This window comes from Roseateles chitinivorans (assembly GCF_050632235.1).
Taxonomy (GTDB): domain Bacteria; phylum Pseudomonadota; class Gammaproteobacteria; order Burkholderiales; family Burkholderiaceae_C; genus Roseateles; species Roseateles chitinivorans_A.
The window spans coordinates 2,253,893-2,269,760 of record NZ_CP192584.1 but is presented as its reverse complement, the minus strand read 5'-3'; the positions used below and the strand labels follow the sequence as shown (position 1 = coordinate 2,269,760).

The window sequence follows — 15,868 nt, the reverse complement described above, 5'->3', positions numbered from 1 at the left end:
CGGTCCCCGCTTGCTATGCTGCGCCTCCAATGAGAACCGTCCTGATCATCGATGACCATGCCGGTGTCGGCGAGGCGCTGACGCTGCTGCTCTCGCTGCACGACATCGAGGCGCTGTACGCCGCCTCGCCGGCCGAGGGCCTGGCGCTGCTGGGGCAGCGCCGCGTCGACCTGGTGATCCAGGACATGAACTTCAGCGCCGACACGACCTCGGGCGAGGAAGGCCGGGCGCTCTTCCAGCAACTGCGCGCGGGCCACCCCGACCTGCCCATCATCCTGCTGACCGCCTGGACCCAGCTGGAGCAGGCGGTGGCGCTGGTGAAGGCCGGGGCGGCGGACTACCTCGCCAAGCCCTGGGACGACACCAAGCTGCTGGCGACGGTCGAGAACCTGCTGGAGCTGGCCGAGAACGGCCGCGCGCTGCGCGAGAGCCGGAACGAGCAGCGCCAGCGCCGCAACGAGCTGCGGCTGCGCTACCGGCTCGACGGGCTGGTCGTCGAATCACCGGCGCTGCTGCGCTGCCTGGAACTCGCGTGCCAGGTGGCGCGCTCGGCCGCGCCGGTGCTGGTCACCGGTCCCAACGGCAGCGGCAAGGAACGCGTCGCGGCGATCGTGCATGCCAATTCGGCCGTGGCCGACGGTCCCTTCGTCGCGATCAACTGCGGCGCGCTGCCGGGCGAGCTGATCGAGGCCGAACTCTTCGGCGCGGAGAGCGGCGCCTTCACCGGCGCGGCGCGGGCCCGCGAGGGCCGCTTCGAGGCCGCCGACGGCGGCACCCTGTTCCTCGACGAGATCGGCAACCTGCCGCTGGCCGGCCAGGTGAAGCTGCTGCGGGTGCTGGAGACCGGACGCTTCGAGCGCCTGGGCTCGAGCCGTTCGCGACAGACGACGGTGCGGGTGATCTCGGCGACCAACTCGGACCTGCGCGCGATGGTGCGCGCCGGCACCTTCCGCGAGGACCTGTACTACCGGCTCAACGTGATCGAGGTCGCGCTGCCGGGCCTGGCCGACCGCGTGGCCGACATCCTGCCGCTGGCGGAGCATTTCCTGGCCGGCCGCGCGACACTCGGCGACAGCGCGCGCGAGGCGCTGCTGGCGCACCCGTGGCCGGGCAATGTCCGCGAGCTGAAGAACGCCATCGAACGCGCCGCGCTGCTGGCGCCCGACCGGGTGATCGGCGAGCAGGACCTGGCGCTGCCGGCCGTGTCGCCGCTGACCGTGCCGCTGGGGTCGCGCAACCTCGACGAACCGAGCCGCGAGGCCGTGATCGCCGCGCTGGAATCCGCCTCGGGCGTGATCAGCCGCGCGGCGCAGTCGCTGGGCCTGTCCCGCCAGGCGCTGTACCGACGCATGGAGCGCTACGGGTTGGACATCGGATGAACGAGGCGTCGCCGCCCCCACGGCAACGCCCGGCGTCCCGACGATCGGGCTGGCACCGCTCGCTGCACATGCGGCTGGCGCTGTGCCTGATCGCGGCGGCCATCGCGGCCGTCCTGATCCACCTGACGCTGACCTTGTGGCCGGTGCCGCAGCTGCTCCAGTCGACAGGCCACGAGGCGCCCGGCACCTGGAGCGCCGCCGCGCTCGGACTGACGCTCCTGCTGATGCTGCCGATCGTCTGGGGCCTGGCCAGCCTGCTGTTGATGCCGCTGTCGCGGCTGCTGCGGGCGCTGGAAAGCACGGTGCTCAGCTACCGAGACGGCGAGTTCGGGAGCGGCATCGCCGCCGAGCCGCCCGGCGGCCTGTCGGAGCTGTCGACGCTCACGCGCCTGCACAGCGAGCTGGGCCTGGCCTTGCGCGAACAGCGTCGCCACCTGGCGCAGCGCGAGCTGCTGCTGGACACGGTGGTGCAGAACACGCCGGTGGCGCTGCTGCTGACCGATGCGAACGAGCGCATCGCCTACGCCAACATCGCCGCGCGGCAGTTGATGGACCAGGGCCGCAGCCTGGCGGGACGCGGGCTCGACGAGTTGCTGGTCCAGGCGCCGGAGGATCTGCGCCTGGCCTTCGCGGGCGCGCAGGACGGCCTGTTCAGCGTCATGCAGGACGGTCAGGAAGAGCGCTACCACCTGTCGATGCGCGACTTCCGGCTGCAGGGCCAGCCGCACCGCCTGCGGCTGCTGCGTCGCATGACGAAGGAGCTGTCGCGCCAGGAAGTCGCCAGCTGGAAGCGGGTGATCCGCGTGATCAGCCATGAGCTGAACAATTCTCTGGCGCCGATCTCCTCGCTGGCGCACAGCGGCGCGGAGCTGTCGCGCCGCGGCATGCACGAGCGCGTGCCCGGCGTCTTCGCCAGCATCGGCGACCGGGCCAGGCACCTGCACCAGTTCCTGGCGGGCTACGCGAGCTTCGCGAAGCTGCCGGCGCCGGTCCTGGCGCCGGTCGAGTGGCGCCCCTTCGTCGACTCGCTGGGGGCGCACTACGCCTTCGCGCTGACGGGCGAGTTGCCCGCGGTCCCCGGGCGTTTCGACGCGGCGCAGATGGAGCAGGCGCTGATCAACCTGCTGAAGAACGCGCACGAGTCCGGCAGCGCGCCGGACGGCGTGAGCCTGAGCGTCGAGGTGGCGCGCGAGGACTGGCGCGTCGAGGTCGGCGACCGCGGCCCCGGCATGACCGAGGCGCAGCTGTCGCAGGCTCTGATGCCGTTCTACTCGACCAAGCGCGGCGGCAGCGGGCTGGGCCTGGCGCTCGCGCGCGAGATCGCCGAGGCGCACGGCGGCCGCATCGCGATGGGCCACCGCGAGGGCGGCGGCCTGTGGGTGGCGATCAGCTGGCCGAGGCGCTGAGCGTCACTTGTAGAACGCTTCGACCTTGCCCTTGAGCTTGATCATCATCGGCTGGCCCCTGCGGTCCAGCGTCTTGCCGGCAGGGACGCGGATCCAGCCTTCGGAGACGCAGTACTCCTCGACGTCCTTGCGTTCCTTGCCGTTGAAGAGGATGCCGATGTCGTGCTCGAACACGGCGGCGACGTGATGCGGGCTGCGCGGGTCGATGGACAGGTGGTCGGGCAGTTCGGGGCGGGCGGTATCGCTCATGACAGGATCGTGCGTGGGGAATCGGAAAACGCGTGATTGTCCCGCAGACCGGCGCCTAATATCGGCGGCATGACCACCAACGCCACGCCCTCCTCATCCGGGGCGCCATCGAGCGCCACACCAGGCGCCTCGTCGAGCGCCGCCTCCGGCTCCGCCGTCGACCGCGTCACGCTGGACGCGCTCGCGGCCTTCCCCGCCCAGCTGGCGGCGCACTTCGCGCTGTTCCCCGTCGAGGCGCGGCACTGGGCGCCGCCGTCCTGGGACGGCGTGCCGAGCGAGCCCCTGACCGCGATCGAGCAGGTCTGCCACGTGCGCGACATCGAGATCGACGGCTACCAGCAGCGCATCCGCCGCACGCTGGGGGAAGACGATCCGGTGCTGCCCTCGCTGGACACGGAGACGCTGGCGCGGGAGCGCCGTTACGGCGAGGACGATGCGCAGGCGGCGCTGGCCGCCTTCGCGGCAGCGCGGCAGGAGACGCTGGCGATGCTGGCGTCGATCACGCCCGATCAGCTGAAGCGCCCGGCGCGCTTCGAGGGCTACGGCCCGCTGAGCTTCAAGTCGCTGATCCACTACCTCTGCAGCCACGACCAGCAGCACCTGGCCGGCCTGCAATGGGTGCTGGGGCAGTACGACGCGGCACAGCTCGCGGCGCGCTGACGTCGCAAGGAAGTCGCGCTGCGGTCGGACTGAGCCCGCACGGGGACCGCGCGGCCACCGGCATCGCGCCGGCATCGCGCCGGCACCGCGCCGTCAGTCGTCGCAGCGCTGGACCACCGGGGTCGCGTACTCGTGGCCGACGACGGCGCGGGCGAAGAGGTAGTTCTCGCGGGCCTGCTCGCTGAGCAGGTCCAGCATGACCTGGCCCCGCTCGTCGCAGGGGAAGGACAGGCCGCGGCCGGCGTGGAAGAGCGACTCGAACCGCAGCAGAAAACGGCCCTGGCTGTGCCCGAAGGCATGGCCGAGGCTGCTGCGCGAGCCTGTGTCGCTGTGGAGCGCACCGAACTGGGAAGGACGCATGGACGGTCTCCGCGGCCCCCGGGGAGGTGGGGCCGGACGAGGCAACCTTAGGACGCCGCCCCGGTGACCGCACGTGCAAACGTCGCAACTCGCGTCACCGGATGCAACCGCCCCCTCACTCGGGGGCCGGTATCCGCCCGGAGTCCTCGCGACCGCTTGCGGCATCATGGAACGCATGGAACACACCGACCCAGGCACCGACGACTTCTACCGGCGTTACGCCGAGCGTCTCGCCTCGCATCCCGAGTCATCGCGCAGCGCGATGCTGCCGGTCGTCGAGGCGGCGCTGCCGCGCGGCAGCCGGGTGCTCGATGTCGGCGCGGGCGCGGGTCGCGACGTCGCCGGGATGCTGGCGGCGGGACTGGACGCGTATGGCGTCGAGCCGAGCGCGGAGATGCGGGCACGCGCGCTGGCGCAGTTCCCGGCGCTCGCGGACCGCCTGCATCGACTGCGTGACGGCGCCCTGCCCGACCTGGGCCGCCCTTTCGGCGACATCCTGCCGGAAGGCTTCGACGGCGTCGTGTGCAGCGCCGTGCTGATGCATGTCGGGGAGGATGCCCTGCCGGGCGCGCTGTCCGCGCTGGCCGCCACGCTGCGGCGCTCCGCCGATGGCCGCCATGCCGCGCCCGGCACGGTGATGCTGCTGTCGCTGCCGGAGCAGCTCGACGGCTCGCTGGCCGAGGGTCGCGACCTCGACGGCCGGCGTTTCGCGAATCACGCGCCGGCGCGGGTGGGGACGCTGCTGGCGACGAGGGGTTTCTCGCTCGCCGCCCACGCGGTGAGCGATGCGGTGCTGGGCGCGACCGGGACGCGCTGGCACACGCTCACCCTGCGGGCGTCCGTCTGAACGGGCGCTGAGCCTCAGCCGCCCGCCTTCTTCGGCGCGAATCCCGCCGTCGTCAGCCAGGCCATCACCTTGTCCAGGTGATCGCCCTGGATCTCGATCGTGCCGTCCTTGACGGTGCCGCCGCTGCCGCAGGCGGCCTTGAGCTTCTTGGCCGTCTCGGTCAGATCGGCCGCCGTCATCGGCAGGCCGAGGATGACCGTCACGCCCTTGCCCTTGCGGCCCGCCGTCTCGCGCCGCACGCGCACCTTGCCGTCGCCCAGCACGGCGTTCGCCGCCTGCGCCTTGCAGCGGCAGTCGGCCTGCGCCTGCCGGCAGTCCGGGCACACGCGCCCGCCGTTCGTGGAATACACCAGCGCCATCGCTCCGCTCCTGTCTCGTGAGGCCGGCGCTCAGCGCGCCAGCGTGCGCGCGAAGAAGGCGTCGATCGTGCGGTACAGGTGCAGTTTCGCGCTGCGCCCCGCGATGCCGTGCGCCTTGCCCGGGTAGATCATCAGCTCGAACGGCCTCGCCTCGTTCTGCAGCGCCTCGGTCAGGCGCAGCGTGTGCTCGAACAGCACGTTGTCGTCCGCCGTGCCGTGCACGATCAGCAGCGGCTTGGTCAGCAGCTTCGCGCGCAGCACCAGGTTGGCCTGGCGGTACGCATCGGTCTGACCGCCCTTGCCGTCCTGCGGCATCCCGAGGTAGCGCTCGGTGTAGGCCGTGTCGTAGAGCGTCCAGTCGGTCGGCGGCGCGACCGCCACCGCCGACGCCAGCGGCGTGTCGGCGTCCAGCATCGCGCGCTCGGCCAGGAAGCCGCCGTAGGACCAGCCGAAGAAGCCGATGCGCTTGGGATCCACGCCCGCCACCTGCTTCGGCAGCTGGCGCACCGCGGCGAACAGGTCGTTCACGTCGACCGCGCCGAAGGCCAGCCGATGCGCGCGGGTGAAGTCGCGGTCGCGGTTCTGCATGCCGCGCGTGTCCAGCGTGAACACGCCGTAGCCGCGCCGCTGCCAGTAGGCGATCAGCGCCGTGTCGCGGTTCCAGTTCCAGTTGGTCGTCGAGGTGCCGGGGCCGCCGTAGGCCATCGTGATCACCGGATGCGGGCCGGCCTTGCCGTCCAGCGGCGCGAAGTACAGCGCGTTCAGCGGCGTGCGGCCGTCGGCGGCGGTGATGTCGACCACGTCAGGCTTCGGCACGATGCGCGCGAGCAGCGCGTCCGGCGCGTCGCCGGGCAGCGCCACCGGTGTCGCGCCGGCCTTCACCGGTTGCAGCGACAGCGCCGACGGCTCGCCCCAGGCGCCGCGCGTGACCAGCAGCCGCGCGCACTCGCCATCGCCGCGCGCGTCGCGCCATTGACGCGGCTGCGCGCCGTCCAGCGGGCGGCTCGTGCCGTTGAGGTCGATCGCAAACAACTCGCGGGAGCGGCCGCGATCGCGTGCCGCCGCGTACACCACCGTCCTGCCGTCGCTGCACACGCGATGCGCGACCGGCTCCGGCTCGTTCGTCAGCGGCCGGCGTTCGCCGGTGCGGCGGTCCACCAGCACGAGCTGGCGGCGGCCCGAGGATTCGCTCGACCACAGCAGCGCCGGCTGCCCCGACAGCGTCAGGCCGTCGATCTCCTGCAGGTCGTCATGCACCTCGACCCACGCCGGATCGCGCTCGTCGATCACGGTGCGGCCCGGACCGGCGCCGTGGGCGTACTCGGTCAGCGCCAGCTTGTGCTGGTCGCGCGTCAGCGTCTGCAGCCACGGCGTGCCGTCGCCGAACCAGCCGGCGCGGGCGATGTATTCCGCGTCCGAGGGCAGCGGCAGCGGCGTCATGCGGCCGTCCGACACCTGCAGCGTCCAGGCGGTGACGCGGGCGTTGTTCTCGCCGGCGCCCGGGTAGCGCTGCTGCGTCATCGTCGTGCGGTCGGAGAAGATCTGCGCGCGCGTCTTCACCGGCACGTCGCGCTCGTCGACGTTCAGCGCCAGCAGCTGCTTGCCGTCCGGCGACCACCAGTAGCCGCGCTGGCGGCTCAGTTCCTCGGCCGCGATGAATTCGGCCAGGCCCCAGAAGCGGGTCTCCGTCGCGCCCTTCGTCAGCGCACGGGCGATGCCGTCGCCCTCGAGCGCCTGCACCCACAGCTCGCCACCCTTCACGTAGGCGATGCGGCTGCCGTCGGGCGAGCAGGTCGGATCCTGCTCCGGCACCTGGTCGTCGTTGGTCAGGCGTTGCGCCTTCGGGCCCTGGTCGCCGAGACGCACCAGGTACAGGTCGCCCGACAGCGGGAACAGCAGCGCCTTGCCCGACGGACCGCACCACTGATAGCCGGTGATGCCGCCCTGCGAAATCCGCTTGCGCTCCAGCGCCATGCGTTCCGCCTCGGTCAGCTGCTGGCTGCGGCTGCCGAGCACGTCCGCCGCCGACACCAGCTTGCGCGGCGCGCCGCCGGCCGCGGGCTGCGCCCACAACTCGAGCTGCTCGCTGTCGGTCTCCGACGGGCGCAGGTAGCTCACCCAGGCGCCGTCGGGCGAGATCTCGGCCTGACGGACCAGACGGCCCTGCAGCGGCGGATCGCCGAGGACGCGCTCCAGCGTCAGCGGGACGACGTCCTTGGAAGCGGGAGAGGCGGAGGCGGTGGCGGCGGTCGCGGCGCCGGCGAACACCGGCGCCAATGCGGCGGCGAGCGCCAGCAGGCGCGAGGTCAGACGGTAAGCGGTCATGCGGCGATCAGCGTGTCGCTGTCTTGTTGTTGATCGGGATCGGAGAGGTGCTCCGCGGGCTCATCCGCCTCGCAGGCGTTGAAGGCGTCGACGATGTCGTCGTCCTCCACGTCGGACGGCGGCGCCACGGGGTCCAGCGGACGGCCGAACAGCGTCATTGCCAGCACGTCCGGCGCATTGATCGTGCGCACGCGCTGGTAGGTGTCCTCGGCTTCCGGATAGTGGCGGCGCAGGTAGTGCAACCACTGCTTGAGGCGGCCGGCCTGGTGGCGCGTCGCGACGTTGCGGCGCACCTGGGCGAAGAAGCTCTCCATCAGCGGGATCACATCCGACCAGGGCAGCGCGGCGGCGCCCTGCGAGTGCCCCAGCGCCGCGCGCACCGCCAGCGCCAGTCCGGGATCGGCCACCATGCCGCGCCCCAGCATCAGCGAGGTGCAGCCGGATTCCTGCAGACAGCGCAGCGCGTCCTCGACGGTCCACACCTCGCCGTTGGCGACGACGTGGATGCCGATGGCCTCGCGCAGCACGCCGATCTGGTCCCAGTAGGCGGGCGGCTTGTAGCCGTCGCGCTTGGTGCGGCCGTGCACGACCAGCTCCGACGCGCCCGCGGCCTCGATGGCGCGGGCGCAATCGAGCATGCGTCCGCGGTCCTCGTTGCCCAGCCGCATCTTGGCCGACACCGGCAGATGCGCCGGCACCGCGCGCCGCACCGCGGCGACGATCTCGCCGACGAGCTCCGGCTCGTCGAGCAGCACCGCGCCGCCGCGATGGCGGTTCACCGTCTTGGCCGGGCAGCCGAAGTTCAGGTCGATGCCTTCCGGATCGAGTTCCGCGAGCCGCGCGGCGTTCTCCGCCAGGCACTGCGGATCGGAGCCCAGCAGCTGCGCCCGCACCGGCACGCCGGCGCGCGTGCATCCGCCGTGGAGCAGCTCCGGCACGATGCGCGTGAACACGCGGCGCGGCAGCAGCCGGTCGGTGATGCGGATGAATTCGGAGACACAGCGGTCCACGCCGCCGACACGGGTCAACGTGTCGCGCAGCATGTGGTCCAGCAGGCCCTCCATGGGCGCCAGCAGAATCATTGGAGGCAGGGGAACCCGCCGCGCTCGTGGCGCCGCGGGTCGGCGGTCTGGAAAGACCGGGAGCATAGCGGAAGCGCCTATTCCTCGACCTTCTGGACCTTCCCGGCCTTCCCGGCCTTCGCCAGCTTCTCCTCGCGGTCCCGCACGCTCAGCCACAGGCGCACGTCGAACTCCAGCTGCGAGTAGTCCGACGCCATGTGGTGGCACAGCGCATAGAACGCCTTGTCGTGCTCCAGCTCCTTCAGATGCGCGAGCTCGTGCACGACGATCATCTTCAGGAACTCCGCCGGCGCGTCGCGGAACAGCGTCGCGACGCGGATCTCGCGCCGCGTCTTGAGCCGGTTGCCATGCACCACCGCCTGCCGCGTGTGCGTGCCCAGCGCATGCTGGATGACCTTGAGCTTGGCGTCGTAGGCCACCAGCGCCAGCGGCCCCGCGTTGCGCATGAATCGCTGTTTCAGGTCCTGGGTGTAGTCGAACAGCGCCTTGTCGCTGCGGACCTCGTGCGGCTCCGGATACTTGCGCGCCAGCAGCGGGCCGAGCTCGCCCGCGTCCAGCAACTGCTGCGCCTGCGCGACCAGCGACGGCGCGTAACCCTGCAGGTACTTCACGACGCGGTCAGTGCGCGGCCGCAGCCGTCGCGGCCGCCGGCGGCGGCGCGTAGTGCGCGACGATCCACTGCTCGAAACGGTCGAACATCGCCTGCTCCGCCGTCGCCCCGCCATCGCCGTTATCGGCCAGCAGCTCCGCGCCATGGACCACCCGGACATGCGCATCCAGCGGCGGACCGTCGTCGGTGCGTTCGCCCCGGCGCACGGACGCCTCCAGCAGGTCCTGCGCCTTTGCCCAGGCCTGCTCGACGGTCTCGTCGCAGGCCTCGGCCAGGTAACGCGCCGAGAAACCCTCGCCGGTCAACCGGCGCAGCGTCGCGTCGTGCGACAGGCTGTTGCCCGGTGCCCAGTAGGCCTGCGCTAGCGCCGGTCCGATCGCCGGGTTGTCGGTGAGGTAGCCGTCGCGCTGCAGGAAGAACGCCCGCGTCTGGTAGACCGCCATGTGGGCCAGCAGGTAGCCCTGATACGAGGCCGCCGACTCCTGGTTCAGCAGATGAGGGATCGCCAGGATCGGCCGCGGCGCGCGGTCGACGCCCTGGATGCGGCGTTCCATCGCGCGGGCTAGCGCGAGCACGGCCTCCGGCGTGCGGTCCTCGTCGGCCATCGCGTACAGCGCGGCCTCGAAGTACGGCACCACGGCGATCGCGCGCTCGTCGAAGGCGCGCATCGGCTGCGCCGAGGCGATGCGGTCGTGGATCAGCTCGTCGGGGATCGCCTGCCCGTCGACGGTGCGCGCGTAGCGCTTGAGCCAGTCCGCGTCGCCCAGCAGGCTGTCGCAGAACATCGACTGCGTCTCCGCGTAAGCCATCGAGGTCGGTGCGAACTCCTGCGAGAAGCACGGCGAGTTCTGCGTCACGTTGGCGAAGTGGGCCGCATGGCCGCCCTCGTGGAACAAGGTCATCATCGCCCGCGCGCCGCTGCCGATCTGGTCGGGCTTGGCCTCGGCGGTGAAGTTGATCTCGCCGGCGTGCCAGCGGCCCTGCTCGTCGAACCAGGTCGGCAGCGGGCCGTGGCAGAAACCGTTCTGGTACTTGCCCGGACGCTGCAGCAGGTCCAGGCGCATCGTCGCGCCGCGGTACTGGATGCCCAGCCGCCGGAAGCTCTGCACCCAGCGCCGCAGCGCCGGACCGAAGGGCAGGTACGGGTCCATCCGGCGGGTCACGTCGCCGGCGCTGTGGAAACGCAGGTTCCAGGGCGCCAGCGCATCGGCGCCGTGCTTCGCGACGAGCGCGTCGTGCGCGCGCTGCTGCGCCTGCTCGGTGCGCGCGACGAAGTCGTCGAGCACGCCGAAGAGCTCCGCCTTCGTCATGCGCTCGTTCTTGCGCAGCTTCATCTCGAAGTAGTCCGGGAAACCCAGCGCCCGCGCCAGCCGGTTGCGCAGCGCGACGATCTCCAGGAAACCGTTCTCCAGCACCCAGCGTTCGAGGCCGTGCAGCGCCTCGTAGGAGCTACGGCGGCGGGACTCATCCGGGTTGGTGGCCGCGTTGGTCGACAGCATCGTCAGCGTGGCCGCTTCGGTCTCGCCGCGGTCGTTGACATGCGTCGGCGCGAAGTCCTTGCGCTTGGCGAAGAGCACGCGCTCGGCCTCGATCAATTCGGCCATCAGGCGGCGGCCTTCGTCGTTGTCGACGATGTTGGCCTCGAACACGCCCAGCCAGCCGCGCAGGCCGTGGGCCAGCGCCTGGCGGGCATCCGCGCCGGCATCGCCGCCGATGCCCGACGCGGATCCGAGCACGGCCTCCACCGCGGCAAGGTGCGCACGCGTGGCGTGCAGCTTCTCCGGATCGGAGATGAAGGCCTTGTAGTCGGTCTCGGCGCGACCGAAGCCCTCGTGGTCCTCGCTGGTGGCCATGTAGGTGGCCCAGAACAGGTCTTCCTTGCGCTTGTGGACCGCGACGTAGTCGCGGTTGAGCTGGTCGAAGTAGGCCTGGGCGGCCTGGACGGCGGGCTGGCCGTTCCCCGGAATGGCGGTGGTGACGTGAGGCATCGGGGAAGCTTAGCGCACGGCATGATGACGCCCATGGATCACGCCCCTGATGCCGCCGAGGAGACCGGCGCGCCTTCACTGCCCCCGTCTGCGCCCGCGCCGGCGGTCCACGCCGTCGACCTGCATCCGCAGGGCTGGCGCTTCGACGCGCCGGAGGACCAGACGCTGCTGCTTGCGGCGCTCGACCACGGCCTGCGCCTGCCGCATTCCTGCCGCAACGGGACCTGCCGCGCCTGCATCGCGAAGCTGGTCTCGGGCCGCATCGACTACCGCATCGAATGGCCCGGCCTGTCGCGCGAGGAAAAGGACGAGGGCTGGATCCTCCCTTGCGTCGCCTGCGCGCGCTCGGACCTGGTGCTGGACCAGCCGCAGGCGATCAATCTCTTCGACATTCCGCCGCCGCCCGGACGTGGTCCGGCGCAAAGCTAGACGCGGGGTGGGCTCCGGCTGGAGCCGGCGTACGCCCCCGAGGTTGACCGCATCTCGCACAAGCTGCGGCGATTAACCCACACGCGGGTTCATGGCCACGCCTTCCGCGCTTTTGTTCACGGCACACCCTGCATATCCATCGATCAGTTTTCACCGGGGACAGGCAGCATCGCGTCCGCGTATCAAACATTTCAATGCTGACATGACCGGCTCATGGCCATAGGCCTGCCGGGCCCGGTCTGCCGCGAAGAAGAAGGACTCCGAGATGCTGAATCTGAATCGTTGGCGGCTGCGTAGCCGTGTGCTGGCCGGCTTCGCGCTGGTGATCGCGCTGATGGCCGTGGCCTCGGCGGTGGGCGTCGTCCGGGTGTCGATGCTGCATCAGCGCATCGAGCGCCTGGTCGAGGTCGACATGCACACGCTGGAGATCTCGCGCCAGTGGTCGGGTCTCACCGAAGGCAACATCCAGCGTCGCATCGTCCAGCTGGTCGTCGACGACGAGAACTTCGTCAAGGCATTCACGTCGCGCTCGAAGGAGCTGTCGGCGCGGATCGACAAGATCCAGAAGGAGCTGGACGACAGCATCACCGAGAAGGAAGGCGCGCGCCTGATCGACGAGATCGGCGCGGCCCGCAAGAAGTACCAGGACGCCCGCGAGGCGGCCATCAAGGTCAAGGAAGGCGGCGGCGACGTGAAGGCGGCCGCCGCGGCGCAGCTGATCCCGGCGATGAACGACTATCTGGCCGCGATCGACAAGTTCGCGGAACACACCCGCGACCTGCTGCAGGCCGCGCGCAAGGAAGCGCAGGCCGAGGCGGAAAGCACCCGCAACCTGGTCATCGCGCTGATGACGGTGGCGATCGTGCTGGGCGTGGGCATCGCGCTGGTGATCACGCGTTCGGTGACCGAGCCGCTGGCCGAGGCGCAGTCTCTCAGCCAGGCCATCGCCGACGGCGACCTGAGCCGCCGCGGCAGCGACGTGGACGGCACCGACGAGGTCGCCGCGCTGCGCCGCTCGCTGCAGGAGATGCAGCAGCGCCTGGCCGCGACCATCGCCAGCGTGCGCTCGTCCGCCGACCAGGTCCGTCACGCGTCCTCCGAGATCGCCACCGGCAACGCCGATCTGTCCAACCGCACCGAGCAGGCCGCGAGCAGCCTCGAAGAGACCGGCGCCGCGATGGCGCAGCTCGGCGAAGGCGTGAAGCTCAACGCCGAATCGGCGCGGGAAGCCGATGCGCTGGCCCAGACGGCCTCGCAGGTCGCCGGCCGTGGCGGCGCGATGGTCGAGCAGGTGGTCGCGACGATGAACGAGATCCAGCAGTCGTCCAACAAGATCGCCGACATCATCGGCGTCATCGATGGCATCGCCTTCCAGACCAACATCCTCGCGCTGAACGCCGCGGTGGAAGCGGCACGCGCCGGCGAGCAGGGCCGCGGTTTCGCGGTCGTCGCCAGCGAAGTGCGCTCGCTCGCCCAGCGCAGCGCGGAAGCCGCCAAGCAGATCAAGACGCTGATCTCCGCGTCGGTCGAACGCGTGGACGGCGGCTCGCGACTGGTCGGTGAAACCGGCAGCACGATGCGCGAGATCGTCACCAGCGTCGAACGCGTGACCCGCATCATCGGAGAGATCTCCTCCTCCAGCGCGGCCCAGTCGCTCACCCTCGGGGAGATCGGCCAGGCCGTCCGGCAGCTCGACCAGATGACGCAGCAGAACGCAGCGCTCGTCGAAGAGTCGGCAGCGGCGGCTGAATCGCTGAAGGATCAGTCGGCGCAGCTCGTCGATACGGTGTCGAGCTTCAAGCTCGGCTGATCCTCGAACGGCGGTTTGCCACGGCCGCTGGCCCTCACCCCCACCCTCTCCCGCAAGCGGGAGAGGGAGTCGTTGCACCGAGTGTTGCGCGCTCCCGCCAGCGGGAGAGGGGGTAAGAAGTGAGCCGGTGGGACTCCCTCTCCCGCTTGCGGGAGAGGGTGGGGGTGAGGGCCAGCGGCGCTCGCATGCGGAATGCCAAGCGCGGGCACTCCACGGGGCATGGGGGATCCCTCCAGGACCCCCAAGCCCCATTCCGGCCCCAGTGGGACTCTCTCACTGAGGGCCTTTGCTTTTGTGGCCACCCCGGGCCTCACAGGGCCATGAGGGCATCGGTAAACTGGCGCCATGAATGCGCCTCTCAACGCGGGCCCCCACACCGGCCTCGACGCGGACTTCCCAGGCGCCGAGCCTGATCGCTGGAGCCATCGCTTCGCCAGCCTCGGGTCCGACTTCTTCACCGAACTCCCCGGCACCGGATTGCCCGATCCGCACTGGGTCGCGACCAGTCCCGACTGCGCCGCCCTGCTCGGTTGGCCCGACGACTGGTGGACACGCCCCGCGGCCCTCGAGGCCTTCAGCGGCAACGCCCGCCTCGCCGGCATGAAGCCGCTGGCCACCGTGTACAGCGGCCATCAGTTCGGCGTGTGGGCCGGCCAGCTGGGCGACGGTCGCGCGCTGCTGCTCGGCGGCGTCGACGGTCCGAACGGCCACTTCGAACTCCAGCTCAAGGGCGCAGGCCTGACGCCCTACTCGCGCCGCGGCGACGGCCGCGCGGTGCTGCGCTCGTCCATCCGGGAATTCCTCTGCTCCGAAGCCATGGCGGCGCTGGGCATTCCGACGACCCGTGCGCTCGCGATCACCGGCTCGACCTCGCTGAAGGTGCAGCGCGAACGCGTCGAGACCGGCGCCATCGTCACGCGCGTCGCGCCGAGCTTCCTGCGCTTCGGGCACTTCGAGCACTTCACCCATCACGGCATGGAAGAACGGACGCGCGAGCTGTTCGACTTCTTCGTCCGCCATCACGCGCCGGAGTGCGCCGACGCGCCGAATCCGGTGACCGCCGCGCTGTCCAAGGTCGCCGCGCAAACCGCCGAGCTGGTCGCGCAGTGGCAGGCCGTCGGCTTCATGCATGGCGTGATGAACACCGACAACATGTCGATGCTGGGCCTGACCATCGACTACGGCCCGTTCGGTTTCATGGACGGCTTCGATCCGGGCCACATCTGCAACCACTCGGACCACCAGGGCCGCTACGCCTTCGCGCGACAGCCGCAGGTGGCGTTCTGGAACCTGCATGCGCTGGCGCAGGCCTTGCTGCCGCTGATGCCCGGCATAGCCACCGATGCGGAGGCGGCCGGCGACGAGCTGATCGAGGCGCTGGAGATCTACCGCGACCGCTTCGGCACCGCGCTGCTCGGCGCGATGCGCGCGAAGCTCGGCCTCAGCGCCGAGGTCGACGAGCGCGGCGAGGACGGTCCGCTGATCGACGACTGGCTGCGGTTGCTCGCCGCGCATCACACCGACTACACGATCGCGCACCGCCGGCTGGCGGGCTTCGATCCGGCTCAGCCGCTGGAGGCGGCGGCGAATTCGGGCCTCCGCGACCTGTTCCTGGACCGCGCCGGCTTCGACGCGTGGGCGACGCGGTATGCGGCGCGCTTGAAGATCGAGCCGGCGGACGCACTTGAGTCCCGTGCCCGACGGATGAATGCCGTGAACCCGGCGGTGGTCCTGAGAAACCACCTGGCCGAGACGGCGATCCAACGGGCCGAGGCCGGCGACTTCAGCGAGGTGCGCCGGCTGCTCGACGTGCTGCGACGTCCGTTCGACGAGCCCGCGCTGGCGTCCGACGCCGGTTTCCCGCCCGACTGGGCGCAAACGCTGGAGGTTTCCTGTTCATCATGAGCCGCTACGACAAGTTCATCCAAGACGCCACCGACCAGGACCGCGATCGCGACACCGAGTACCCCGTCAAGAAGACGGACGCCGAGTGGCGCGAGCAGCTGGACCCGACGCAGTACCAGGTCGCCCGGCATGCCGCGACCGAGCGCGCCTTCACCGGCAAGTACTGGGACCATTGGGAAGCCGGGAACTACAACTGCGTCGGCTGCGGCACGCCGCTGTTCAAGGCGGACACCAAGTTCGACGCCGGCTGCGGCTGGCCCAGCTACTACGAACCGATCAACGCCGAGGTGGTCGAGCGCGTCGTCGACGCGACGCACGGCATGGTCCGCGTCGAGGTGCGCTGCAACCACTGCGGCACCCACCTCGGCCACGTCTTTCCCGATGGTCCGGACCCGACGGGCGAGCGCTTCTGCATCAATTCCGCCGCGATAGACTTCGAGCCCCAGCGCTGAGCGCCAA

The 15,868-nt window shown here is 70.8% G+C and carries 15 protein-coding genes; 8 read left to right on the top strand and 7 right to left on the bottom strand.

The genetic code is table 11. The features are described 5' to 3' along the window. The first annotated feature begins 29 nt into the window (after positions 1–29). Together ACQ859_RS10195 and ACQ859_RS10190 are read left to right on the top strand one after the other, a co-directional pair. Positions 30–1,379: a sigma-54-dependent transcriptional regulator gene (locus ACQ859_RS10195; protein WP_431265674.1), complete on the top strand. Its 1,350-nt coding sequence runs from the start codon at positions 30–32 to the stop codon at positions 1,377–1,379. After that, positions 1,376–2,785, top strand: coding sequence for a sensor histidine kinase (locus ACQ859_RS10190; RefSeq protein WP_431265673.1), 1,410 nt, complete (start codon positions 1,376–1,378; stop codon positions 2,783–2,785). Before ACQ859_RS10195 ends, ACQ859_RS10190 begins: the two co-directional genes overlap by 4 nt. A 3-nt stretch (positions 2,786–2,788) precedes the next feature. Here the strand turns inward: ACQ859_RS10190 and ACQ859_RS10185 are convergent, their stop codons facing one another. Then, entirely contained in the window at positions 2,789–3,034 is a 246-nt protein-coding gene (locus ACQ859_RS10185; protein ID WP_431265672.1) for a DUF3297 family protein, read from the bottom strand. Between the two features lie 69 nt (positions 3,035–3,103). Here ACQ859_RS10185 and ACQ859_RS10180 point away from each other — a divergent pair, with 69 nt between their 5' ends. Beyond that, on the top strand, positions 3,104–3,694 hold the full coding sequence (locus ACQ859_RS10180) for a DinB family protein (RefSeq protein WP_431265671.1): 591 nt from the start codon (positions 3,104–3,106) through the stop codon (positions 3,692–3,694). A gap of 93 nt (positions 3,695–3,787) precedes the next feature. Here ACQ859_RS10180 and ACQ859_RS10175 read toward each other — a convergent pair whose 3' ends face one another. After that, the gene (locus tag ACQ859_RS10175) at positions 3,788–4,054 is read right to left on the bottom strand and encodes a hypothetical protein (protein ID WP_431265670.1); all 267 of its coding nucleotides are present in this window, start codon (positions 4,052–4,054) and stop codon (positions 3,788–3,790) included. A 175-nt stretch (positions 4,055–4,229) separates the two neighbouring features. Here ACQ859_RS10175 and ACQ859_RS10170 point away from each other — a divergent pair, with 175 nt between their 5' ends. Continuing rightward, positions 4,230–4,901: a class I SAM-dependent methyltransferase gene (locus ACQ859_RS10170; RefSeq protein ID WP_431265669.1), complete on the top strand. Its 672-nt coding sequence runs from the start codon at positions 4,230–4,232 to the stop codon at positions 4,899–4,901. A gap of 14 nt (positions 4,902–4,915) precedes the next feature. Here the strand turns inward: ACQ859_RS10170 and ACQ859_RS10165 are convergent, their stop codons facing one another. The 5 genes from ACQ859_RS10165 to ACQ859_RS10145 all read right to left on the bottom strand — a co-directional run bounded on the left by ACQ859_RS10165 (position 4,916) and on the right by ACQ859_RS10145 (position 11,265). After that, positions 4,916–5,260, bottom strand: a complete 345-nt coding sequence (locus ACQ859_RS10165) for a translation initiation factor Sui1 (protein WP_088409107.1) — start codon at positions 5,258–5,260, stop codon at positions 4,916–4,918. Positions 5,261–5,290: 30 nt separating this feature from the next. Then, positions 5,291–7,585, bottom strand: coding sequence for an alpha/beta fold hydrolase (locus tag ACQ859_RS10160; RefSeq protein ID WP_431265668.1), 2,295 nt, complete (start codon positions 7,583–7,585; stop codon positions 5,291–5,293). Then, on the bottom strand, positions 7,582–8,667 hold the full coding sequence (locus tag ACQ859_RS10155) for a tRNA dihydrouridine synthase (protein ID WP_431265667.1): 1,086 nt from the start codon (positions 8,665–8,667) through the stop codon (positions 7,582–7,584). Before ACQ859_RS10155 ends, ACQ859_RS10160 begins: the two co-directional genes overlap by 4 nt. 77 nt (positions 8,668–8,744) lie before the next feature. Continuing rightward, positions 8,745–9,278, bottom strand: a complete 534-nt coding sequence (locus ACQ859_RS10150) for a YgjP-like metallopeptidase domain-containing protein (protein ID WP_431265666.1) — start codon at positions 9,276–9,278, stop codon at positions 8,745–8,747. Between the two features lie 7 nt (positions 9,279–9,285). Next, entirely contained in the window at positions 9,286–11,265 is a 1,980-nt protein-coding gene (locus tag ACQ859_RS10145) for a M3 family metallopeptidase (protein ID WP_431265665.1), read from the bottom strand. A 33-nt stretch (positions 11,266–11,298) separates the two neighbouring features. On the opposite strand from ACQ859_RS10145, the gene ACQ859_RS10140 reads away from it, so the two are divergent. The 4 genes from ACQ859_RS10140 (at position 11,299) to msrB (ending at position 15,861) form a co-directional block, all read left to right on the top strand. After that, positions 11,299–11,694, top strand: coding sequence for a 2Fe-2S iron-sulfur cluster-binding protein (locus tag ACQ859_RS10140; protein WP_431265664.1), 396 nt, complete (start codon positions 11,299–11,301; stop codon positions 11,692–11,694). Between the two features lie 265 nt (positions 11,695–11,959). Further along, positions 11,960–13,504 carry a methyl-accepting chemotaxis protein gene (locus tag ACQ859_RS10135; protein WP_431265663.1) on the top strand — a complete coding sequence of 515 codons (1,545 nt, stop codon included), beginning with the start codon at positions 11,960–11,962 and terminating at the stop codon, positions 13,502–13,504. Positions 13,505–13,849: 345 nt separating this feature from the next. Further along, entirely contained in the window at positions 13,850–15,409 is a 1,560-nt protein-coding gene (locus ACQ859_RS10130; RefSeq protein WP_431265662.1) for a protein adenylyltransferase SelO, read from the top strand. Beyond that, complete coding sequence (gene msrB, locus ACQ859_RS10125; protein WP_431265661.1) at positions 15,406–15,861, top strand: peptide-methionine (R)-S-oxide reductase MsrB; 456 nt, start codon at positions 15,406–15,408, stop codon at positions 15,859–15,861. The genes ACQ859_RS10130 and msrB overlap by 4 nt, the downstream gene beginning before the upstream one ends. Positions 15,862–15,868 lie beyond the last annotated feature (7 nt).